This window comes from Burkholderia sp. A2, from assembly GCF_001729305.1.
Taxonomy (GTDB): domain Bacteria; phylum Pseudomonadota; class Gammaproteobacteria; order Burkholderiales; family Burkholderiaceae; genus Burkholderia; species Burkholderia sola.
In genome coordinates, this window is the sequence record NZ_LZXX01000127.1 from 198,583 (window position 1) to 220,772 (window position 22,190).

Annotated in this window: 16 protein-coding genes; 1 reads left to right on the forward strand and 15 read right to left on the reverse strand. The window is 61.6% G+C overall.

All coding sequences use genetic code 11. From position 1 onward, the window contains the following. Positions 1 to 15 precede the first annotated feature (15 nt). Entirely contained in the window at positions 16 to 1,122 is a 1,107-nt protein-coding gene (locus A9Z05_RS29505; RefSeq protein WP_069621177.1) for a glycosyltransferase, read from the forward strand. 91 nt (positions 1,123 to 1,213) lie between these two features. Here the strand turns inward: A9Z05_RS29505 and A9Z05_RS29510 are convergent, their stop codons facing one another. The 15 genes from A9Z05_RS29510 to rfbA form a co-directional block, all read right to left on the reverse strand. After that, on the reverse strand, positions 1,214 to 3,580 hold the full coding sequence (locus A9Z05_RS29510) for a protease pro-enzyme activation domain-containing protein (RefSeq protein ID WP_141723505.1): 2,367 nt from the start codon (positions 3,578 to 3,580) through the stop codon (positions 1,214 to 1,216). A gap of 349 nt (positions 3,581 to 3,929) precedes the next feature. Further along, positions 3,930 to 5,810 carry a nucleoside-diphosphate sugar epimerase/dehydratase gene (locus tag A9Z05_RS29515; protein WP_069621179.1) on the reverse strand — a complete coding sequence of 627 codons (1,881 nt, stop codon included), beginning with the start codon at positions 5,808 to 5,810 and terminating at the stop codon, positions 3,930 to 3,932. 12 nt (positions 5,811 to 5,822) lie between these two features. After that, on the reverse strand, positions 5,823 to 6,839 hold the full coding sequence (locus A9Z05_RS29520) for a glycosyltransferase family 4 protein (protein ID WP_069621180.1): 1,017 nt from the start codon (positions 6,837 to 6,839) through the stop codon (positions 5,823 to 5,825). Between the two features lie 5 nt (positions 6,840 to 6,844). Then, positions 6,845 to 7,810, reverse strand: a complete 966-nt coding sequence (locus tag A9Z05_RS29525; RefSeq protein WP_069621181.1) for an SDR family oxidoreductase — start codon at positions 7,808 to 7,810, stop codon at positions 6,845 to 6,847. Positions 7,811 to 8,341: 531 nt separating this feature from the next. Next, complete coding sequence (locus A9Z05_RS29530; protein WP_256122121.1) at positions 8,342 to 9,478, reverse strand: glycosyltransferase family 4 protein; 1,137 nt, start codon at positions 9,476 to 9,478, stop codon at positions 8,342 to 8,344. A gap of 50 nt (positions 9,479 to 9,528) precedes the next feature. Then, the gene (locus tag A9Z05_RS29535; protein ID WP_069621183.1) at positions 9,529 to 10,605 is read right to left on the reverse strand and encodes a glycosyltransferase family 1 protein; all 1,077 of its coding nucleotides are present in this window, start codon (positions 10,603 to 10,605) and stop codon (positions 9,529 to 9,531) included. Positions 10,606 to 10,795: 190 nt separating this feature from the next. Then, positions 10,796 to 11,713, reverse strand: coding sequence for an NAD-dependent epimerase/dehydratase family protein (locus A9Z05_RS29540; RefSeq protein ID WP_069621184.1), 918 nt, complete (start codon positions 11,711 to 11,713; stop codon positions 10,796 to 10,798). Further along, positions 11,691 to 12,731 carry a GDP-mannose 4,6-dehydratase gene (gene gmd, locus A9Z05_RS29545; protein WP_069621185.1) on the reverse strand — a complete coding sequence of 347 codons (1,041 nt, stop codon included), beginning with the start codon at positions 12,729 to 12,731 and terminating at the stop codon, positions 11,691 to 11,693. Before gmd ends, A9Z05_RS29540 begins: the two co-directional genes overlap by 23 nt. Positions 12,732 to 12,743: 12 nt before the next feature. Further along, positions 12,744 to 16,469 (reverse strand): glycosyltransferase, encoded by a 3,726-nt coding sequence (locus A9Z05_RS29550; RefSeq protein WP_069621186.1) that lies wholly within the window; start codon positions 16,467 to 16,469, stop codon positions 12,744 to 12,746. Then, positions 16,469 to 17,797: a class I SAM-dependent methyltransferase gene (locus tag A9Z05_RS35500; protein WP_084044493.1), complete on the reverse strand. Its 1,329-nt coding sequence runs from the start codon at positions 17,795 to 17,797 to the stop codon at positions 16,469 to 16,471. Before A9Z05_RS35500 ends, A9Z05_RS29550 begins: the two co-directional genes overlap by 1 nt. Next, positions 17,797 to 18,177, reverse strand: a complete 381-nt coding sequence (locus tag A9Z05_RS29565) for a hypothetical protein (protein WP_141723506.1) — start codon at positions 18,175 to 18,177, stop codon at positions 17,797 to 17,799. Before A9Z05_RS29565 ends, A9Z05_RS35500 begins: the two co-directional genes overlap by 1 nt. After that, complete coding sequence (locus tag A9Z05_RS29570) at positions 18,170 to 19,615, reverse strand: mannose-1-phosphate guanylyltransferase/mannose-6-phosphate isomerase (protein ID WP_069621190.1); 1,446 nt, start codon at positions 19,613 to 19,615, stop codon at positions 18,170 to 18,172. The genes A9Z05_RS29565 and A9Z05_RS29570 overlap by 8 nt, the downstream gene beginning before the upstream one ends. 243 nt (positions 19,616 to 19,858) lie before the next feature. Next, the gene (rfbD, locus tag A9Z05_RS29575) at positions 19,859 to 20,755 is read right to left on the reverse strand and encodes a dTDP-4-dehydrorhamnose reductase (protein ID WP_069621191.1); all 897 of its coding nucleotides are present in this window, start codon (positions 20,753 to 20,755) and stop codon (positions 19,859 to 19,861) included. Continuing rightward, entirely contained in the window at positions 20,752 to 21,303 is a 552-nt protein-coding gene (rfbC, locus tag A9Z05_RS29580; protein ID WP_069621192.1) for a dTDP-4-dehydrorhamnose 3,5-epimerase, read from the reverse strand. Before rfbC ends, rfbD begins: the two co-directional genes overlap by 4 nt. Next, positions 21,288 to 22,181 (reverse strand): glucose-1-phosphate thymidylyltransferase RfbA, encoded by an 894-nt coding sequence (rfbA, locus tag A9Z05_RS29585; RefSeq protein WP_069621193.1) that lies wholly within the window; start codon positions 22,179 to 22,181, stop codon positions 21,288 to 21,290. Before rfbA ends, rfbC begins: the two co-directional genes overlap by 16 nt. Positions 22,182 to 22,190 lie beyond the last annotated feature (9 nt).

Consider the following 22,190-nt stretch of genomic DNA (forward strand, 5'->3'; position numbering starts at 1 on the left):
TTTTCGAGCGATCCCATGCTCAGCTTCGCGTCCGGCTTCATCGTCTCCTTGCTCGTCACGCTGTTCATCGTGCGCTACGCGCACCTTCACGAGAAATTCTCGATCGACAGCGACCTGGCCGGCGTGCAGAAATTCCACGTGCGGCCCGTGCCGCGCGTCGGGGGCATCGGGATCCTCGCCGGGGTCGTCGTGGCCGCGCTGCTCGTGTCGCGGCGCTATCCGACGATCGCCGGCAGCATTCTCGGGATCGTCGCCTGCGGGATGCCGGCGTTCCTGTCGGGCCTGGTCGAGGACCTGACCAAGCGCGTATCGCCGCGCGCACGGCTGCTGTGCACGATGGGCGCGGCCGCGCTGGCGTTCTGGCTGCTGGGCATCGCGGTCAAGCGCATCAGCGTGCCGCCGCTCGACTTCCTGCTCGGCTACGTGGCCATCTCGGCGTTCATCACCGTGCTCGCGGTCGCGGCGCTCGCGAACGCGATCAACATCATCGACGGCTTCAACGGGCTCGCATCGATGGTCAGCTTCATGATGTTCGCGTCGCTCGCGTATGTCGCGTTCCATGTGAACGACCCGGTCGTGATGTCCGCGTCGATCATCATGATGGGCGCGGTGCTCGGCTTCTTTCTGTGGAATTTCCCGGCGGGGTTGATCTTTCTTGGCGACGGCGGCGCATATTTCATCGGCTTCATGCTCGCGGAGCTCGCGATCATGCTCGTGATGCGCAATCGCGAGGTGTCCGCGTGGTATCCGGTGCTGCTGTTCATGTATCCGATCTTCGAGACGTGCTTTTCGATCTACCGGAAGAAGTTCATCCGCGGGATGTCGCCGGGGATTCCCGATGGCGTGCATCTGCATATGCTCGTGTACAAGCGGTTGATGCGGTGGGCCGTGGGGACGAAGCACGCGCATGATCTGACGCGGCGGAATTCGTTGACTTCACCTTATCTGTGGCTGCTGTGCCTCGTCGCGGTGATTCCGGCGACGCTGTTCTGGCGGCATACGGTGCATCTGTTCGTGTTTGTCGTGCTGTTCGCGCTGACTTATGTGTGGCTTTATCTCAGCATCGTCAGGTTCAGGGCGCCGCGGTGGATGGTGGTGAGGAAGGAGAAGCGGGGGCACTGAGGAGCCTCGGCCAGCGTGTTGCCCGGCTCGCACGGCCCGCCGCCGGTGACGGGGGCCGTCCGATTCAGCCGCGATGCGACGAGTGAAACTGCTAGGCCCCCGCTGTATTCGTGCTCCAGCGCGGCAGTGGCGCATAGATCACGACGTTACCGTCGTCCTGAACATAAGTCGCCGCGCCTGAATTGCCGCTGGTGCCGGAATACCAGAGCGGGACACCCGTCGAACTGTAGACGACCAAATTGCCATCCGCTTGCATCGCCGCGAATGCGCCCGGATGACTATAAGTACCCGAATTCCATTGCACAACGCCCTGGCGGAGCAGCACGAGATTTCCGTCTCCCTGCATGACCAGCACGTTCGCGCCATTGCCTGAAGTGAAACTCTGGCCACTGCCGAGAGTAACGCCGCCCTTCCAGACGGCCGGGCCGGCCGTGGAGTTCGCGTATACGCTGGAAGCGGTCGATGTGTCAAACACCGGAACGAACGATCGGTATATCACCAGGTTGCCGTCGTCCTGCACGACGAGAAACTGGCTGTAGGACGTGCTGCTGGTCACCGAGTTCCACAGCGCGTTGCCGCTCGCGCCGTACACCACGAAGTTGCCATCGCCCTGGAAGACGGCATACGCTCCGGGATTTCCGTAAGTGCCTGAATTCCACACCGCAGCACCATTGGTCGTGTTGTAAAGCACGAGGTTGCCATCATTCTGCATGGCCAGTTGATGGCTTCTGGAACCCGAATACACGATTTGCCCCGGCCTGAGCGTCGTACCTTGGTTGATCACACCGCCGTAAATCGCCGCCGTCGAACCACATATCGCGGAATACATCGCGCTGACGTTCGGCGTGCCCCAGCCGGTCACGAAATCCCATCCCGAGCCTGCACTGTATGCGCCGTTTGACCCGAAGGTGATATCGCGAAAGATCGATGGCGTCGTGGCCTGGGCGCTGTACAGCGTGGGCGCAGCAAAACCGAGATTCGTCGCGCAAGGCCCGGACAGCATGCGCGCCCAGGTCGCAGCAAACAGCGGCGCGGACAGGCTCGTCCCACCCATTGTCACGAGTTGTCCGCCCACAACGACTGCTTCGCCGCTGTTTGGATCGGCGTCGAACGCGATGTCCGGCATACCCCGAAAAGCGCGGCCTTTGAGCGCCGGAACATTCGACTGCCACGATGGGATCGGCTCGATGCCACTGATGCCGCCCCCACTGGAATCCCAGGCCGTCTCGCCTGCGTAGCTGCCGTTCCCATTCGTATAGAGCGTCGTGCCGCCGACGGCCACCACGTACGGTGACGTCGCAGGGTACTGCACCGATGTGCCAGAGCAGCCGTACGCCACACTGCCTGAATCGCCGGAACTGACCGAAAAAGTCTGCCCCTGCGCGACGGCGAGCTGGAACAGCGTGTCGATGACCGCCGTCGGCGCCCAGTTCTCGCAACCGCCGATCGACATGTTGATGACCCGGGCGGTGTTGTCGGTCACGGCGCGATTGATCGCAAGCGCCATATCGCTCCAGGCAAACGACCGCGCAACGTAGAAATTGAGTTGCTTGAGGCCGCCGGACATCCCGACGATGGTCTGGCTATCGAGCGACCATTCCGTGGTGGCGCTCGTGTCCCCGCTCGACAGCCCGGCATGAATCACGGAAACGGGTACGGCGGGCAGATGGTTATTGCTTTCGAACGTCGCCAAGTCGATGACGGACTGCGTCACGTCTCCTTCGGCAATGATGCCGACTGTGATGTTCGCCGCTGTCGGGGCACTGCCGACGGAATAGATGCGGGGAAAATCCGTCGGATTGTGGCCCACCGTGACGGCGGAAGTCGTCGGCGATGCATTCGCAGTCGGCGCTGCGGCGGCATTGGACGCGCGTACGAAATTCGGGCGCAGGCGAGTTGCGGTATCAAGCCCGAGAACCCCTTGAACGACACCGCCGAGCGCATCGGGCAACGTCTCCGGGGCGGTATTGATATGCGTGCTGGTGCCGTCCGCCATCGCAACCGGTACGAGCGTCGTCTGGAATACACCCGATATCACGCCGGCCGGGGCATCGGCTTCGACGATCATGTTGTTGCCGGCCACGTTTATGTTCGTGAAGCCTTTACTTGCCAAGTAGGCCTTCACGGTGGCGACCTGGCCGGTGGTGGGTGCGTACTGCGCAGCAATCTGCGCAGAAGTCAGCACGGCCCCGAAGTTGGCGCTACCGGGCGTCCGCGCTTGCTGCACGAAGCGGTTCAGCCCGGCTTCGTCATTTAGCTTGAGCACTAGCGCAACATGGACAGGCGCCGTCGCACTCATAGGCGCCGCGCTCACCACGTTGCCCGTGGCCCGCAGCGCCGATAGTTTGACCGCCTGCGCGGCAGTCGCAGTCGGATCAGCGTCGTCGCCGCCGCAGCCTGCAAGCGCAAGCACCAAGAGTGCCGCGCCTATTCCCCTGACAAGTTGTTCCGTTTTCATCGAATTGGTATGGACCGTAGAGCCTCGTATTTGGCTTCTCGCCTTTTTTCTTTACGGCAATCGCACGGCTACCTTGAGGAAAACATAGGAAGGAATCGGTTGGTAGTCAAATACTCCGATGTATCGAACCCGAAGTTCGGGCAGCGCAATTTGCCTCTGCGGTCACGCCCCAATAGACGTCGCACAAGCCTCGGACGTTGTACGACCGCAAGCATCGCCTCCGCAACGCGTCCCGCGCCAATCCGGCTGTGCTTGGGCGAACCCACCAATAAAAATGCCGTTCAGTTAGCTACTGAACGGCATGGGTTTCGCGATCGCAGTTATTTCGCCGCGATCGATTACGGCGCGATCACTCGCTGGCAATCGCCCGTCTCGGCACGCTCTGAAGCACCGGAGTCACCGTCGTCTGATATTCCGGCACCCAGCGCCGCAAATCGCGCCGCACTTCGTCGTCGCTGAGCACGCGGTGCTGCATCAGCCAAGGCAATAGCTCGTCAAGCAGATGGTCCGGCACTTCCCGCGCACGCGCGATTCGCAGCTTCGGATGCGGCGTGCGTGTGGTCGTCTCATCGTCCGCGAGAAGTTCCTCGTAGAGCTTCTCGCCGGGCCGCAGCCCCGTGAATTCGATCCGGATCTGCCCTTCAGACAAGCCGTACAAACGAATCAGGTCACGCGCGAGATCGACGATCTTGACCGGCTCGCCCATGTCGAGGATGAAGATCTCTCCGCCGTGCCCCATGCTCGACGCCTGCAGCACGAGTTGCGACGCTTCCGGAATCGTCATGAAAAAGCGCGTGATCTCGGGATGCGTGACCGTCACCGGCCCGCCCTTCGCGATCTGTTGCTGAAACTTCGGAATCACGCTGCCGGCACTACCGAGCACATTGCCGAAACGCACTGTCTCAAACTGCGTGCTGTCGCTCGTCTGCTGCAACGCCTGGCACGCCATCTCGGCGAGCCGCTTGCTCGCACCCATCACGTTGGTCGGATTGACGGCCTTGTCGGTAGAGATCAGCACGAAGTGACGTACGTCATGGCGAATCGCCGCGCGAGCAACGCGATAGGTGCCAAGGACGTTGTTGCGCAGCGCCTGCCACGCGTTGTGCTCTTCCATCAACGGCACGTGCTTGTACGCAGCCGCGTGGAACACGATGTGCGGTGCGTGGCGCGACATCACCTGGTCGAGCAGCAGCGAATCCTTCGCATCGCCGATGATTGGCAGGACGGACAGATCGGGGAAACGCTCGCGCAATTCCTCGGTTAGCCGGTACATCGCGTATTCAGACAAGTCGAACGCAACGAGCTGCGCCGGCGCGAAGCGCAGGATCTGCCGGCACAGTTCGGAGCCGATCGACCCGCCCGCGCCCGTCACCATCACGACGCGGCCGCGTAGCAGCGCCTCGACGTGTGGTGTGTCGATCGTCACGGCGTCGCGGCCTAGCAGATCCTCGAGATCGATGTTCCGTACCTGCGACAGGAAGCCCTGCCCCGGCATCAGTGCGGTTAGCGACGGCAGCACCATCGCCTTGATGCCGGCACGCACGCATAGCGTCGCAACGCGACGCTGTGTCTCCACCGAGGCCGACGGAATCGCGATGATCGCGTATTCCACCTTCAGCGTGTCGGTCCAGTGCTTCAGGTCGTTGAACGAGCCGAGTACCTTGTAGCCGTAGATTTCGCGGCCCTGCTTCGTGACATCGTCGTCGAGCAGACCCACCAGGCGCCATTCTCCGGAACGCGACAGCTCGCGCGCAAGGCTCGCGCCGGCCGTGCCGGCGCCAAGCACCAGCACCGGCTTACCCTTGCCGACGAGCCCGCCGTACAGGTAGTACTCCTTCGTCGCGCGGTACAGCGCCCGGGCACCGCCCATTACAAGGAACAGCATCAGCGGCGACACAAGCAGTACCGAACGTGGAATGATCGGCTGCGGCTGGAACATCACGGCGCCGATCATCACGATCACGCCGCCGCCGATGACTGCCTTCGATATCCGCATCAGATCGGGAAGGCTCGCGAACACCCACAGCCCGCGGTACAGCCCAAACACGAGGAACATCAGCGCGTAGACCGGCAACACCCAGACGAGCGCCGTCAGCGCGCCGCCCATGAAGCCGGACGGAACGCTGCCGTTGAATCGGACGAGATAGGCGAACAACCACGCGGCGGTGACCGCCGTCAGGTCAAACAGGAAAGCGCTCAGCGAAAGCCATGATGCTTTGGATCGCAACATCGGCAGGAAACCTCAAGAGTTATTTTCGGCGGCGGACTGAAACCGGCGCCAACGCATGTCGATCACCAATCCGAGACATGCCAAGGCGCCGTACCACGCGAAGAACGACAGCCATTGCTGTAGTTCCGCGCGGTCCTTTGCCCACACGGCGACGATTATGCCTGCGAGCATGATGAGGTACCAATAAAGAGCGGTCCGACCGTGACCTACGCCCGATCGGACCATCCTTTGATAATAGTGCTCCCGGTGCGCCTGCCAGAACTTTTCGCCACGTAACAGACGTCTCAAAAGTGTTACAGATGCATCGGCAATAAAGGGCGCGAACACCAGCGCCGGAAACCAGAGCGGCCACACGCCGCCGCGCCAGCCCCAGTAGCCGAGGGCGCCGGCCAGGAATCCGAGCGGAATTGAGCCGGCATCGCCGAGAAACAGCCTCGCCGGATGGAAGTTGAGTAGCAGGAAGCCGAACGCCGCGCCCGCCACCGCCGCGCCGGTCAAGGCGAGATCGGGGGACGGATGCGCGCCGGTCGTTGCCGCGACGGCGTACGCGCCAAAGCCGAACAGCGCCATGCCGCCCGCGAGGCCGTCAGCGCCGTCCATGAAGTTGTACAGGTTCGTGAGCCACACCATCACGAAGCCGACGCCGACGAGCAGCCACCACGGCGCATCGGCCGGATAGACCGCGATCAGCGCGACGACGGCCGCCAGGTGCACCGAGAACCGCACGCGGGCCGGTAGCCCGCGTCGATCGTCGATCTGCGACATCGCGGCAAGCGCGGCGGCGGAGACTGCGATCAGCCACAGGTGCGGCGCCAGCGCCAGCAGCGCGACGATGCAAACCGGCACGATGCCCCAGCCGCCGACGCGCGGCGTCGGGAGCGTATGGAGCGAACGGTCGTTCGGGATGTCGGTGGCGAGGCGCCAAGCGAGACCGGTCGCGAGCAGCACGCGCAGGATGGCCGTTGATGCGATGGCGGCGGCCAACGCCACCGTAACCGCCAAGGGCCACGTGAATATCGGGAAAGGCATATCGGCTATTGTTGTGTATCGCGCGAACGATACCATGCAGCGGTCGCTTCGAGGCCCTGGCGAGTCGTATAAGGCGGTTGCCAGCCAAGCACGCGCTTGATTCGGCTCGTGTCGAGCTGCAGGCTGCCGGTCAGGCGGTCGATCGCCGCGCTGCGGCCGGTCAGCTTGCCGAGCGCACGTAGCAACGCAGCCGGCACCGGCAGAAGCCGCGCCGGCTTGCCAAGAGCGTCGCCGACCAGACGCAACAGGCCCGTGACGGACGGTGCGTCATCGTCGGCAACGTGGAAGCATTCGCCGGCCGCGCGCGGGTCCGTCGCGCATTGCAGCATCGCATCAGCGAGATTGTCCACATAGACAATGCTCCGGCGCGAGGGGACGGAACCGAGCGGCAGCGGCATCCCGCGCGCCACCGCGTCCATCATTCGCAAAAAATTGGCACGGACGGACGGACCATAGACGAGCGGCGGTCGCACGACGACGACATCGAGCCCGGACGATGCACCGAACCGCACGAGTTGCTGCTCCGCACGCAGTTTCGAGCGGCCGTATGCGTCCTGTGGGTCCGGGTGAATGCTTTCGGACAACGGCGCGCCGCCGTCGCTTTCGCCCACCGCCTTGATGCTGCTCGCGTACACGATCCGACACACGCCATGCTTGCGCGCGGCTTCGGCGAGACGCAGCGTGCCCGCGACGTTGGTCGCGTCGAATGCGGCGTCGGGATCGGACGACTCGTCACGCATGACATGCACGCGTGCGGCGAGATGGATTACGCAATCGGCGGTCAGGTCAGCCGGCCATCCTTCGTCGAGGCCATCGAAATCGGCGCCGCCATGCACCCACTCGCGTACGCCGTCGACGCATCCGCCCTGCCGCCGCACCAGTGCGGTGACAGCGTGCCCGGCGTCTAGCGCGCGACGGCAAACCGCGCGGCCGACGAAGCCGTTCGCGCCGGTGACAACGAGATGCGTCATGGACGCCTCCGACTCAGCCGACTGACATTGCTATATAACCGCGTGATGCCAGTGCCAATGACCACGCACGAAATTGGAGCGACAGGCTCCCGCTCCACGACACCACGCGCTGTATGGCACGCGGGACCGCCTGTGCCCAGCGAGCAGGGGCATACGGGAAGGGGGCCAAAGAAGAACACGGATGGCTCTCGAAAACGAGGAAGATATCGATCGTGGACACCGACATCGATTCGCACCACCGCGCAGGCGGCCGTGGCAGGGCCGATACGAATCGATGCGCGGTCTCTGAATCGGACATAAACGCTGCATTGCGTATGTGACCGGGATCGCCCCTTCCCGGACACAGCATCATCAAAAAAGACGGCCGTCGCCGGCATCGGCGGTTCAATCGGACGCGTGCCAAATTGTAACCGTGCCGGCTCGCGGCCTCCAAGCCGGGCGCCTCGAATAGCCGGGCCGACGGCGCTCGAACCGCTACTTGCAAGCGAGCCGTGCGCGTATGGGCCGCGACAATCGCGGGCACGACAGCGATCAAGCCAGCAACGCGTTCACCTTTTCGACCAGCGGCGCAATCATTCGCTCCCACCCATGCTCACGTTCGACGAAGGTTCGCGCTCGCGCCGTCATCTCTACCGACGCGGCCTTGTCGGCAACGAGCTGTTCGATGCAATCGACAAATTCCTCCGGAGTGTCGGCAATCAACAGTTCCCGGCCTCCTTCCGCGCCCAAGCCCTCATGACCCAGCGACGTGGTGACGACGGGTAGCCCGAGCGCCATGTACTCGAGAATCTTGTTCTGCACCCCGGCGCCGATGCGCATCGGACATACGCCGATTGCGCCGTCGGACGCAGCTTGCGCAACCGACTCGACCCGACCGGTTACTTCGACGCCGTCGTATGCGCGAAATCGTTCGGCGAGTGCAGGTACGATCGACCCCACGATCCGGAAACGGTAGTCGGCACGCTTGCGCAGCAACGGCAACACGGCCCCGGCGAAAAAGTGACACATATCCTGGTTCTGGACCGTGCGCATGTCGCCGATGAAAATAACGATCCGGCTCGCCATGCTGCGCGCCGTGTACGGCAGGCCCGACAGATCCACCCCGTTCGAGCACACCATCACGTTCTTGCACGACGCGCCGGGAAACAGGTAGTCGCGATCGGCCCTGGAAACCAGCACCGACAGATCGAAGTCGTCGACGATCGTGCGCTCGTATTCGAGCAGGCGCTTTGCCTCGATACCGAACACGCGCGACTTCAGCCCGCGCGCATTCTTCAACTGCTTCACGCGACTGTAGTTGAGCGAGATCGCGTCGGTCATTTCGAGGATGCGCGGCTTGTCCGACTTGCGTACATATTCGGCACAGCGCACGAGATGCACGAATACGCCATCGTGCGACGGCAGCAATCTCGCCACCGCCGCCGCAAACGCGCGGCTCCGGTAGTACGCGACCTGCAACGGCGTGCGAGTCGGTAACGCGAGCAGCGTATTGACGTACGACCGCTGGCGCGAAAGAAAGACCCGTTCGACGCGGTCGAACACGCCGTCGTCCGGCAACGCGGCATGCATTTCTTCGTCGGTCTCGCACATGCTCAGCAGCGTCAGTGAGTAATGGCGGGACAGCACGCGACAAAGATGGTAGATCCGCAGCTTGTCGCCGCCGATCACCGGATACGGAAACCGCGGCGTCAGTACCAGCAGTTTCTTCTTGTTCTGGCTCATGACAGACGGGCCCAGAAATCCTGAATCGATGGACGAACGGCAGACACTGAAAAGGTGCGCGCTCGGTCCATGCCGGCACCGACCGCCACGTCGAATCGCGTGCTATCGCTCCATACACTGCGGATCTGTTCGGCCATGTCCTCGACCGAATAAGGATCGAACTGCAGGCCGCACTCGCCGACGATCTCGGGCATCGACGTCGTGTTGCTGCATGCGACGGGCGTACCGGACGCCATCGCCTCCAGCAATGGAATCCCGAACCCTTCGAACAACGACGCAAAGATGAATGCGCGGGCGTGGCGATACTGTTGCCGCAGATCCTCCCGCGACACGTAGCCCAGCAGTTCGACGACGCCCTCCAGACCGAGCGCATTCGCTCGCCCGAGAAAGTGCGCGTGATGGTCTGATTTGATTCCCGCGATCCTGAGCCGTGCGTCATCGCCCAGCGCGGGCCTCGCCATCGCGAAAGCCTGCAGCAAACGGTCAACGTTTTTGCTGGGCACTTCCCCCGCCACCGTGAACAGATACGGCTGGCGGGCAGACCGACTGACCGGCGGCGCGAACCAGTCGTCCGAAATCGTGCACGGAATGACAGGAACGTCCGCCTCGCGCAACCCGAACCGCTCCATCAACTCTTGCTGCGTGAAGCGTGAGATGGTGAGCACGGCGTCGGCCCGGCGGACGAGCCGCGGCACCACTTGACGACGGTAGACTCGCCCAACAGTCTGATACAGCGATCGCGCCGGCGGCAGCACATGCCACGGCTTCATGTAGATAAGGTCATGGACAACCGCGATCACCCGCGTGTTGCCGGTGGACCGCAGCGGCCCCGTGTTATACGGGCATAGCAGATAGTCGAGCTTCTGCTCGCGGCACAAGCGCGGCAACTCGACCTGCTCCCACCACGGGAAGAAACCCCGTCCGTCACTGACGAATGGCCATTCCTCGGCACTCAAGCCACTCGGGGCCAGACCCAGCACCGACGCGCTGACCGGTTCCACCAGTTGTCGGGCGAATCGCCCCATGCCGCGATAATTGCCCACCATCCACGTGATATCCACCCCCAACTTCACGTGCTGCTCCTCATCCGAGCCCACTCATAAGCCGCGCGAACGCGGCCCCCGAACGCAGAGAATCGTACAAGCCGGCCGAACGACGTCGATACCTCATCGCACCCTGCACGTTGAACAAACCGCCGACACGCGCCCGGCAAGACGACGTACGCACCACGCGAGACCGACGCGACCATATCGAAACCAACTCTCACCCACGCCCCGCTTCGAACATCCAGCGCAACGTACTCTCCAGCGGAATGTCGCCGAGCGGCCCGATGGCGGCCTGCAATCGCGCACCATCACCCCGCAGTCGGCGCACCTCGTTCGCCCGTACGAATGCGGGATTGACCTGGACGTCGATCGTATAGCCGGCGATCTGCTCCATCATCGCGATCACCGCCTTCAGCGACACCGCGCGGCCCGAACAAACGTTGAACACGCCACCAGCCGGTGCCTGTTCCAGAAGGCGCCGATAGGCATCCACCACGCGCCTCACGTCGGAAAAATCTCGCTCAACATCGATATTGCCAAGTTCGATCGCACGCTCGCCGCGCTGGAAATGGCCGACTATCTTCGGCAGCAGAAACTGCGGCGACTGCCCGACACCCGTGTAGTTGAACGGGCGCGCAACGACGATCGGCAGTTTGTCTTGCCACAGGCGTGCCAAGTACTCCATCGCCAGTTTGCTAACCGCGTAATCGTTCGCGGGATTCGGCTCGACCGATTCGTCGATGATCTCGACCGCCGCGTTTCCATAGATATTGGCGCTGCTCGCCAGCAAAATTGCTCGCGGACGATTCGCCAGATTCGCGAGCGCTTCCAGCAGGTTCCGCGAGCCGACCACATTCGTGCGATAGATTGCGTCCGCATCACCGTGCGCGACGAACGAGACCGCGGCGAGATGCGCGACCACGTCCGGCTGCACGTCCGAGACGACCTTTGCCAGCGCCGCCCGGTCGCACAGATCGACCTGATACATGCCGGCTCCGGTCGCCTCGGAGCCGTGTGTCGTGCCGAACACGCGATAACCGGCGGCCTGCAACGACTTCGCGAGATAGTCGCCGGTAAAGCCGCCGAGCCCTGTCACCAGGGCACGCGGGGCATCAGAACGAGAAGCCGCGTTCATTTCGGCGCAGATCCGCTTCTACCATCATCGCGCACAACTGCTCGAGCGTCGTCTCCGGTTCCCAGCCGAGCTTCTGCTTGGCCTTCTCCGGATTGCCGATCAGCAGATCGACTTCGGCCGGTCGATGGAACTTCGGATTGACGCGAACCACCGTCTTGCCGGTAGCGACATCGACCGCGATTTCCTGCTCGTCGCTGCCCTTGAACTCGAGGTCGATGCCGGCCGCCTTGAACGCCATGCTCACGAAATCACGCACGGTCTCCGTACGGTTCGTGGCCAACACGTACGTATCCGGCTCGTCGGCCTGCAGCATGCGCCACATACCTTCGACATACTCCTTCGCGAAACCCCAGTCGCGCTTCGCATCCATGTTGCCCAGTTCGAGTACGTCGAGCTGGCCGAGCTTGATCTTGGCGACAGAGTCCGTAATCTTGCGCGTAACGAATTCGCGGCCGCGCAGCGGCGATTCGTGGTTGAACAGGATCCCGCTGCAACCGAAGATGTCATAGCTCTCGCGATAGTTCACCGTGATCCAGTGCGCATACAGCTTGGCCACGCCATACGGGCTGCGCGGATAGAACGGCGTCGATTCGATCTGCGGGATCGCCTGCACCTTGCCGAACATTTCCGACGTACTTGCCTGATAAAAGCGGATCTTCGGATTGACGACGCGGATCGCCTCGAGCAGGTTCAGCGGGCCGATGCCGGTGATCTCGGCAGTTGTGACCGGCTGGTCGAAGGACACACCGACGAAGCTCTGCGCCGCCAGGTTGTAAACCTCCGTCGCGCCGGTCGTCTGCAGCAGGCGGATGCTCGCCGACAAATCGGTGAGATCGTATTCGACCAGATGCAGGTTCGGGTGCTTGCCAATGCCCAGCTCTTCGATGCGCCAGAAATTCACCGAGCTGGTGCGACGGTAGGTACCATAAACCGTGTAGCCTTTGTCGAGCAGCAACTGGGCCAGATAAGCGCCGTCTTGTCCGGTGATGCCAGTGATGATGGAAATTTTGTTAGACATAATCGTCCTACTTTAAGAATACGCTTCAGTGCGCGTGAGAATTTTTGCCAAATGGCGAGCACTCTGCGCCCAAGTCAAGAACGGCATATCGCGAGACGAAGGCTCTTGCTGCTTCGCTCGAAGCTCGAGCCATGCCTTGATCTCGGTCGCCAGATCGTGCCCGTCTTGTGCGGAAAAATAAAATGCATGCTTGCCAGCCACTTCACGAAACACCGACAGATCGCGCGCAATGATCGCCAGTCCGTGCTGCGCGGCTTCAATCAGCGGCAAACCAAAGCCTTCACCATAAGACGCCGCGATCAGACACGAACTCGCCCCGTAGATTTTCTCCAGATAATCGTCAGAGGCGTTTTCCAGCCAGAACAAATGGCGTCCCTGTTCCGTATGCGCCCGCAACCGCCCGACCAGATCCTCGACCATCCACCCCTGCCGCCCCACGATAACCAGGTTGACATGCTGATTCTCGCGCCACAGCCGGTCGAACGCCTCCAGGACCTGAGCATGTCCCTTGCGAGGCTCCAAGGTCCCGACCATCAGAAACGTCGGGCAATTACGCAGTTGTTGAAGTACCTTGCCTCCGTCTCGGGGGATTTCCGAAGTCGTCGGGGAATTTTCGATATCCGCACCCAAATGGAACCAGTCGATCTCGAACGAGCGTGCCCGCTCGGGAGCGTGCGTCGCGATCCATGACGACAGATCCTTGGCCACCGCCTGCGAAATGCACAATGCTCCGTCATTCTCCGCCACGACGTCCAGCCAGCCCGTAAAACCCTCAGCGGCGCCAGGAACAAAGTACTGAGGGAGCAGCACACACAACAAATCGTAGACGACAAACTTGACCTGCACGCCCTGCAATCGCAGATTTCGATAAAACGCCCGCTGCGCAGGGACGACCCGGGGTTGCAGATCCAGACCGACAAACACGTCTCCCGCCGCATAGTCGATCGGCTCGTCCTGCAGCCAGCCATCGTCGAACCCCATCAACCTCATCGTGAATTCACGCGCATAGCGATAGGAATCCTTGGTCGTGGCATATACCGGTTCCACCCGAAAGCCGTCGGGCGGAGAATCCAGCCATTCCTTCAGCAGATTGCGCACCACACGCTGGATCCCGCTCCTGGCATCCACCTGCACGAGCTCGGAGATATCTACCAGCAATTGCCGCTTGTTGTTGCGCGGAACGAAACTCTTCGCCACGCTCAGCGCCCATGTGCGCAACTCGTCGTCGCTTGCCCGGCCCGCTCGACGCGCGATTGCGCGAGACAATACGATCGGATTCGCGTCGGCCCGGAGATAGAATCGCTCGATGGCATCGCGATACTGCTCGGCACAGACGTCCGGTGCATGAGCGCTCACGATGATGTCCCGTGCGCGCGCGCCCATTCGTTGTCGGCGCGCCGGATCCGAACGCAACGTCTCCAGTGCGTCGATCAGTTGCTCGTCGGAGAACTCGTCCGGCAACATCCATACGGCCTCGGGATCCAGGTCCGCCATGCTTCCGTTTGCATTGACGATCGTTGCCTTGCCGTAATTCATGCAGTCCAGCACGGTTCCCGACGTCTCGCCACGCGACAGCGTCCGCAACTGGACGCCAACATCGACCGCCGCCAGATACTGCCGGAACATCTGAGCATCGGCCCATCCGGTAATCCGGATTCTGCCCTTCTGGCCTGTTTGCCGGATGCTGCGCGCGAGTTCCTCGCCATATTCGGTCGGCTGATTCTCCCCGACAAAGACCAGATGACAAGCCGGATCCCGCGCGAGGGACGATCGACTCCATGCGCGAAGCAACCGATGATTCAGCTTGGACGGCCCCAGCCCGCCGAACGCGCACACCAGGAAGTCGTTCCTGCCGATTCCCAGCGCATCGCGCGCATCGTCGCTGCCCGATACGGTAGTCGCGTCGCGCATATGCGGAATCACGGTCCAGTCGGTCGTGTCCCCGCCGTACCAGTGGCGCGCCAATCGTAGCGAATTGGGGGAGTGAACAATCAGGCCCAAGCTCTTCTGAATCACGCCCAAGCTGCACGGATACTCCCAGACGGCATCCGCGATGTCCGCTTTCAGATGCCGTGCCTTCAAACCGACATACCCGTGTGCGTCATACAGCGCCTTGGACCAGCAGTCGGAACGATTTCCGTGAATGGCCATGTGCGCGAGAATGCCCGACAGAAAGAAATCGTGCAGCACGACCACACCCGGTACGGTTTCCAACAGCGGGAACATGTACTCGTGGAACGACGAGTTTCCGAAATGATAGAGGACACGATCGTAGGAATCCGCATGCTTGCGCAGCCACGCCGGTGTTTTCACCGAAACGTGCGCAAACTGACCGGACGGAATCTCTCCCGCTTTATCCGTGTCGACGATGACATCGATATCGTAAAAGCGAGCCAACTCCGGCAGCAATTCCGCGCTGTAGTCGGCAATCCCCGTGCGGGCCGGTGGCAACGGCGACACGTAAGCCAGCCTGGGACGTTGCGCCTGAACCTCCAGCTCGTGCGGTTCGGTCAGCCACGCCTCGCGCCTCCGCTCCATTGCATCGAGCGCGCAACGCCCGCTGCGATCCCACGAGAACTTCGCGGCCTGGCGCTTTCCCTGTTCGATCAGGGCCTGACGATAGTCCTCGTCCGTCAGACCGCGCTGCATGTGTCGCGCAATCGCTTCGTCGGATCGGGGATCGAATAGCGCATCCTCCCAACCAATCACTTCTGGAACGCTCGACGTATTCGCGCCGATCACGGGCGCGCCGCAGCGCATCGCCTCCAGCACCGGCAAACCGAAGCCCTCGTGCCATGAAGGAAAGACGAACAAACGGCACAAGTTGTAAAGCGACAGCAAATCCTCGTCGGGTACGAACCCCGTACACACGACATCGGCCGCGTCCAGTCCGACTTGCCGGGCCAGACGCGTCAGCGCCTCACGGCTGGCCGGCTGAATCGAGCAAACGATCGCCAGTTGGTGCGACTTCCGCAACGCGGGTGGCAACAACGCGAATGCGCGAATCATGCCCTCGACGTTCTTGCGATGGTCGATACCGCCTGTATACAACACGAACGGCTTCGTCAGCCCGTACTTGCTCCGCAATGCCGCTTCACGCTCGGCAGCAATCTGCTCCGGACGAAACCACGCGTCGACGTCGGCGGACATGTTGACCGACCACTCGGCCGAAAGACCGAGATGCTCGATCCCCTCCGAACGCGACGATTCGGATATGGCGAGCCACAAATCTGCGCGTCGAAGATGTTCGATTTTCCCCAGGTACCAATCCTTGAATAAAGGATTCTCCAGATAAGGCTTGGCATAGAGGTATGGAATCAGGTCGTACAGCGTGACCGCGACCGGAACACTGGTCTGAAGCGCATGAATGCTGGTAATCGAATCGTCGCCGAAGCCTTCGAAGTGGCTGGCGATATAAATGAGATCCGGCTGCAGGCTCGTCAGAAACGCTTCATAGGTCAATTCGCTTGACTGGCGGCGCCAACGATTTGCTTTATCTGCATGGGCGACGGGCGCCGCCGCATGCCAGACGTGAATGTCACGCTTCGGAAGTAATGCTTCAAACTCCTCGCGCAGAATCCGAGCGGACTCCTTGAACGCGCCATTCAGGGCAAGTACGATTTCATGGTCACCGCGGTTTCGAATCATCGCCTTGACGATGGATTCAGTGTAACGGCCCACGCCGCGATTACGCGAATTGAGGCTCTGCGCCCCTTGCATGTCAACAACAATACGCATTATTCAATATCCCCAGTTTCGGGCGCGAGGGCTGACTTCAAAGCCATGTACGCTTCGCGCGCGCGGGGCGTCAAACCATCATCATCGATCGGTTTCCTCTGCACCGACTGCGTAGGAGCCCCAACGACAATCCGAACGAGTCGCTGCTTCACTCCGGGCATCGCGCCCAACACTCGCACGGCCAATCGTCGCAGACGGGGATTGCGATTGACGTACGCGACGCTCCTGAACAGCACGCGCCTCATGCCGGATTTGCACGCCCCTTTCGCGCTACGGGCATACGTTACGGCACTTCGCATGGGCGCGGTGACACGCCATGACGTGCTGCCATAAACTGCCTGCAATTGCCCGGCAGTGTGCTGCGCCTCGTCATGGACCCGCTCCAGATCGCCGCTCACTTGATCCAGGTCGTCCCGGACCCGTCCCAAATCGCCCCGAATTCGCTCCAATTCATCGACGACTTGCGTCAGCTCGCTGCGAGTGCGAGTCAATTCGTCATGGACCAGGTCCAGTTCGCCGTGAAGTCGCGCCACTTCGTCTTGCGTTCGTTGGGTCTGTTCGGCGATGGCTTTATGCTCCCGGGCCCCTCCCTCCTCGAAACGGGCGGCAAGCTCGGCCAAGGACAGTCCGTAGTCGGCATCGAAGGCTTCGTCAAACAATCGAGCCTCTTTTTCACTGCAGGATTTCTGGGCAACAATGGCGTAATCCGGACTTACACCGCCCAGCACATCAAGAAGATGGACCCGCACGCTCCCATCCTTCAACAAAGGCGGTTCTTGCAATCGAAGCCGCTTGACTCTGGCAAATCCCGCATGCTCGCCAACGAAACTTAGCAGTTCAGAAGGAATCGGTTGTTTGTGGCTGGGGTCCAGATAGAAGTTGCAGCCTGCAACGACGATATTTTCCGGGTTCGGTGTTTCGAGAATCAACAGCCCGCCAGGCTTCAGCACGCGCAAAGCTTCGGTCACAATTCTTCGAACTTGCTCAAAGGGCACATGCTCGACAACGTGAAAAGCCGAAATAAGGGCGTGACTATCCGAATCGAGCGCGGCAAGATACTCGATAGCATCACCCAGAAATACCGGCAGACCACGCCTCCGACACGCTTCCAGCATATCGGCATCGAGGTCCACACCTACCGGGGTGAACCCTGCTTCGACCATCAACTCCAACCATTCACCGCGGCCGCAACCCAGATCGAGTGTCTTCGCGCCCGGATGAAGCGTCGCCAGAGACGCAATAAACGGCTGGTACTTCGCCAGTCGACTTTTGATCAGCTCCCTTGAGCCGCGATGCTGATCTTCGAACGCACGATAAAAGCTATCCACTACGGCAAACTCCTCACCGTCGCCTGCAGCCACGCCACACCGACGAATCTATCCATCACCGGCAAGCGGAGCCGGGGGAACCTCAGCTGCTTGACCAGGTGGACGCTATCGATGAACGCATTCCGGGAGCGGCTGACGATTTCCACGAACATGTTGCACGGCAACATGCGTACATACAGGTGGATGCTGTACGCGAAGCCGTTGTCGGCAACAGGCAGCCAGGCATCCGTGCCCGCCGAGACGATCATCGTGCGGCGAAGATGGCCCAGGCCGCGCCCGGCAAGGAATTCCAGTACCTGGGCCGGAATTCCCGCTTGACGCTTCCCACAACAAAGCCCTGACGGATTCGAAGGACTGCCAGCCTGCCCGACGTTAAGCACGCCCGTACACATCTTCGAAGCGAACGATGTCGTCTTCTCCCAGATATTCGCCGCTTTGCACCTCGATCATCACGAGGTCGAGCACGCCGGGGTTCTCGAGGCGGTGCTTGTGACCGGCAGGAATATAGGTCGATTCATTGGTGCGAACGAAGATTTCCCGATCGCCGTTGACCACCTTGGCCATCCCGCATACGACGATCCAGTGCTCGCTGCGATGATGGTGCATCTGCAGACTGAGGCTCGCGCCCGGCTTGACTTCGATGCGTTTGATCTTGAAGCGCGGCCCTTCCTCCAGCACCGTGTAGGTACCCCACGGGCGGCTCACGGTGCGGTGCAGCTTGTACGCATCGTGATTCTGCTTTTTCAGGCGGGCGACAACCTGCTTCACGTCCTGCGCGCGATCAGGACTCGCGACCAACAATGCGTCCGGCGTATCGATGATCATCAGATCAGCGACACCAACCGCCGCCACGACACGATCCTGGCTCTGCACGTAGGTGTTCCGGCTATCGACGAAGATCGCTTCGCCAACGGCCCGATTGCTGTCCTGGTCCGGCACGGTCAGGTCGCGCACAGCGCCCCACGAGCCGATATCGCTCCAGCCGAAACTGGACGGCACCACCACAACCTTCGACGAACGTTCCATCACCGCATAATCGATCGAGATGTCGGGCATCTTCTGGAACGACTCGGCGGGAATCTCGAGCATCTGCGCGGAGTCCTTGTCCGATTGCAGCGAGGCCCAACATGCGTCGGCGGCCGTCGCGACGTCCGGGGCATGACGCGCCATCTCGTCGAGAATGACGCCGGCCTTGAAGCAGAACATGCCCGAATTCCACAGATAGTTGCCCGCTGCAAGATATTCGGCGGCCTTCACCGCGTCGGGCTTCTCGACGAAGCGCAACGCAGCGCGGCCGCCACCGACTCTTTCCCCGGCCTCGATGTAGCCGAAGCCGGTATCCGGACTCGTCGGCACGATGCCGAACGTGACCAGCTTGTCCTGCTTCGCCAGCTCGACGGCGCTCGCGACGGCGGCCGAGAAACCTTGCTGGTCTTGCACCAGGTGATCGGCTGCGAGCACCAGCATCAGCGCATCGCGCCCGTACTTGCCAGCTACGTGGTGCGCCGCCATCGCCACCGCAGGCGCTGTGTTGCGACCGGCCGGCTCGAGCATGAATACACCGGACTGCTGATTGCCGAGCGCGGCATAACCGAACTCATCCTTGCTCATGAAGTAGTAGTCGCGGTTCGTGACCGTCAACAGTTCTCCACGCTGCGATTCCGCGTTGTCGCCAACCACCGCTGCTGCACGACGGTAGGTTTTCACGAGCAAGCTCTCGCCGTCAGCAAGCTTCATGAACGGCTTGGGATGCCCTTCGCGGGAAACTGGCCAAAGTCGGGTGCCAGCACCACCGGACAGGATGACGGGGATTAACATCGCATTCACTCCAGAAATTTAGTATCCGTTGGCAAGGTCAAGGCCTTCGCCATTTGCATTAATACACCGCCGGCATCGGTGTCGGTCGGGCCGCATCGGACCGGGCCGAAAGAGGAATTATAGCCGGCGAACCATCTTCCCCGGAAACGGTCGAGGCACCCGGAACAACCGCCGGGGAAGGCCGGGACATTCGCGCGAGCGCCCGCCACACGTCTCGCCCGGCGCGGACGGCGCCGCGCCCCGTCATTCGCTCAAGCACAGTTGCAATGCATCGCGCCAATCCGGCATCTGCAAGCCGAATGCTGCCGTCAGCTTCCCCAGTGCCATTCGCGAGTTGGCCGGCCGCCTTGCAGCCGTCGGATAGTCGTCCGAGGAAATCGGCACCACACTCGGCGCACGCGAAGCCATCGCGATACCCAATATCGCTTCGGCAAAGCCGCACCAGGAGGTCGCCCCGGCAGACGTGAAGTGATAGATACCGGAGCGGCGCACCCACCAGTCGGCGTCAACCGATGCAACGCCCTGGGCGACGATGTGCGATGTCGCGGCGGCGATAGTCCTGGCCCAAGTCGGCGCGCCGATCTGATCCGCGACGACCCGCAACTCGGAGCGCTCGGCAGCCAGCCGCAGCATCGTCAGCAGGAAGTTGCTGCCGCGCCGGCCATATACCCAGCTCGTTCGCAAGATCAAATGCGCACATCCGGTCGCGGCGATCGCCTGTTCACCCTCGAGCTTCGTCGCTCCGTATACATTCAGGGGATTCGTCGCGTCGGTTTCTACATACGCTCCTGCTTTCGCACCGTCGAACACATAATCGGTCGAGTAGTGAATCAGTGCGCCACCGCTACGCGCCGCCTCCTCAGCAAATACGCGCGGCACGTCGACATTCAAGCGCCGCGCCAGCTCGAGTTCGTTCTCTGCCCTGTCCACCGCCGTATAAGCGGCCGGATTCACGATCAGGGACGGCTTCAGATCCCTTACGAAAGCGCGCACGCGATCGAGATCGGAAAGATCGAGCATTGACCGGTCACACGGCACCACTCGGCCGAGCCCCTGGAGCGCCCGCAACAATTCGAAACCTATCTGGCCGGTTACCCCGGTCACGAGAATCGTCGACTGCTGCCTCGTATCCTGTCTCAAACGTAGACCTCGGCTTCGCTAAGTCGTGCGCCTGCGGCATCCTTGGCCGCCAGCAACGGTTCTACATCGACCGGCCATTCGATCCCGATCTCCGGATCGTTCCACACGATACAGCGCTCGTGCTCCGGGTACCAGTAATCGGTCGTCTTGTACAGGAATTGCGCTGCGTCGGACAGCACGACGAAGCCGTGCGCAAAACCGGGCGGAATCCATACCTGCCGATGATTCTCGGCCGACAGCACGACGCCGACCCACTTGCCGAAATTCGGTGAGTGCCTGCGGATGTCGACCGCGACGTCGAATACCTCACCCTCCACGACGCGCACGAGCTTTCCCTGCGCGTGCCGAATCTGGTAGTGGAGGCCGCGCAGCACCCCTTTTGTCGAGCGTGAATGATTGTCCTGAAGGAATTCGACGCCCGCCGCCACGTGTTCCGCAAAGTCGCGCGCGTTGAAGCTTTCATAGAAATGGCCACGCGCATCGCCGAACACCTTCGGCTCGATAATCTTGACTTCCGGCAGCGCCGTTGCCGTTACTTGAATTGCCATGCAACCTGATCCAAAAGAACGTGTTCGAGATAGCGCCCGTAGCCGTTCTTCGCCAGCGGCACGGCAAGCTTGCGCAACTGATCCGCGTCGATCCACTGTCTGCGATAGGCGATCTCTTCAGGACAGGCAACAACGAGCCCCTGACGCTTCTGCAACGTCGCGATGAACGTCGCCGCATCGATCAACGAATCGTGCGTGCCGGTATCGAGCCATGCATAGCCGCGCCCCATGATCTCGACGTCGAGCTTGCCGTCAGCGAGATAGCGCGAGTTCACGTCAGTGATCTCAAGTTCGCCACGCGCGGATGGCTTGATATCCGCGGCGATGTCGCACACCCGATTGTCATAGAAGTACAAGCCTGTCACCGCATAATTCGAGCGCGGCACGGCCGGCTTTTCCTCGATCGACAGCGCGCGGAACTGCTTGTCGAATTCGACGACGCCGTAGCGCTCGGGATCCTGCACGTGATACGCGAACACAGTCGCGCCCGACTCCTTCGCGTCCGCACGCTCCAGCTTTTTCGCCAGATCGTGCCCGTAGAAGATGTTGTCACCGAGAATCAGCGCCGACGGATCGTTGCCGACAAATTCCCTGCCAATGATGAACGCCTGCGCGAGCCCGTCCGGTGACGGCTGTACCGCGTAGCGGATATTCATCCCCCACTGGCTACCATCGCCAAGCATCGCCTCGAAGCGCGGCGTATCCTGCGGCGTTGAAATGATGAGTACGTCGCGGATCCCGGCCACCATCAGCGTGGACAGCGGATAGTAGATCATCGGTTTGTCGTAGACGGGCAGGAGCTGCTTCGATACGACATGCGTGATCGGATACAGTCGCGTGCCGGAACCGCCCGCGAGAATGATGCCTTTACGTGCCATCGACCATGC

What these genes read in the sequence shown, in the direction of transcription:
- gmd (WP_069621185.1), bottom strand. Translation starts at nt 12,731, where the DNA reads ATGTCTAACAAAATTTCCATCATCACTGGCATCACCGGACAAGACGGC.
- A9Z05_RS29550 (WP_069621186.1), bottom strand. Translation starts at nt 16,469, where the DNA reads ATGCGTATTGTTGTTGACATGCAAGGGGCGCAGAGCCTCAATTCGCGT.
- A9Z05_RS29505 (WP_069621177.1), top strand. Translation starts at nt 16, where the DNA reads ATGCTCAGCTTCGCGTCCGGCTTCATCGTCTCCTTGCTCGTCACGCTG.
- rfbC (WP_069621192.1), bottom strand. Translation starts at nt 21,303, where the DNA reads ATGGCAATTCAAGTAACGGCAACGGCGCTGCCGGAAGTCAAGATTATC.
- A9Z05_RS29525 (WP_069621181.1), bottom strand. Translation starts at nt 7,810, where the DNA reads ATGACGCATCTCGTTGTCACCGGCGCGAACGGCTTCGTCGGCCGCGCG.
- rfbA (WP_069621193.1), bottom strand. Translation starts at nt 22,181, where the DNA reads ATGGCACGTAAAGGCATCATTCTCGCGGGCGGTTCCGGCACGCGACTG.
- A9Z05_RS29520 (WP_069621180.1), bottom strand. Translation starts at nt 6,839, where the DNA reads ATGCCTTTCCCGATATTCACGTGGCCCTTGGCGGTTACGGTGGCGTTG.
- A9Z05_RS29570 (WP_069621190.1), bottom strand. Translation starts at nt 19,615, where the DNA reads ATGTTAATCCCCGTCATCCTGTCCGGTGGTGCTGGCACCCGACTTTGG.
- A9Z05_RS29510 (WP_141723505.1), bottom strand. Translation starts at nt 3,580, where the DNA reads ATGAAAACGGAACAACTTGTCAGGGGAATAGGCGCGGCACTCTTGGTG.
- A9Z05_RS29540 (WP_069621184.1), bottom strand. Translation starts at nt 11,713, where the DNA reads ATGAACGCGGCTTCTCGTTCTGATGCCCCGCGTGCCCTGGTGACAGGG.
- A9Z05_RS29515 (WP_069621179.1), bottom strand. Translation starts at nt 5,810, where the DNA reads ATGTTGCGATCCAAAGCATCATGGCTTTCGCTGAGCGCTTTCCTGTTT.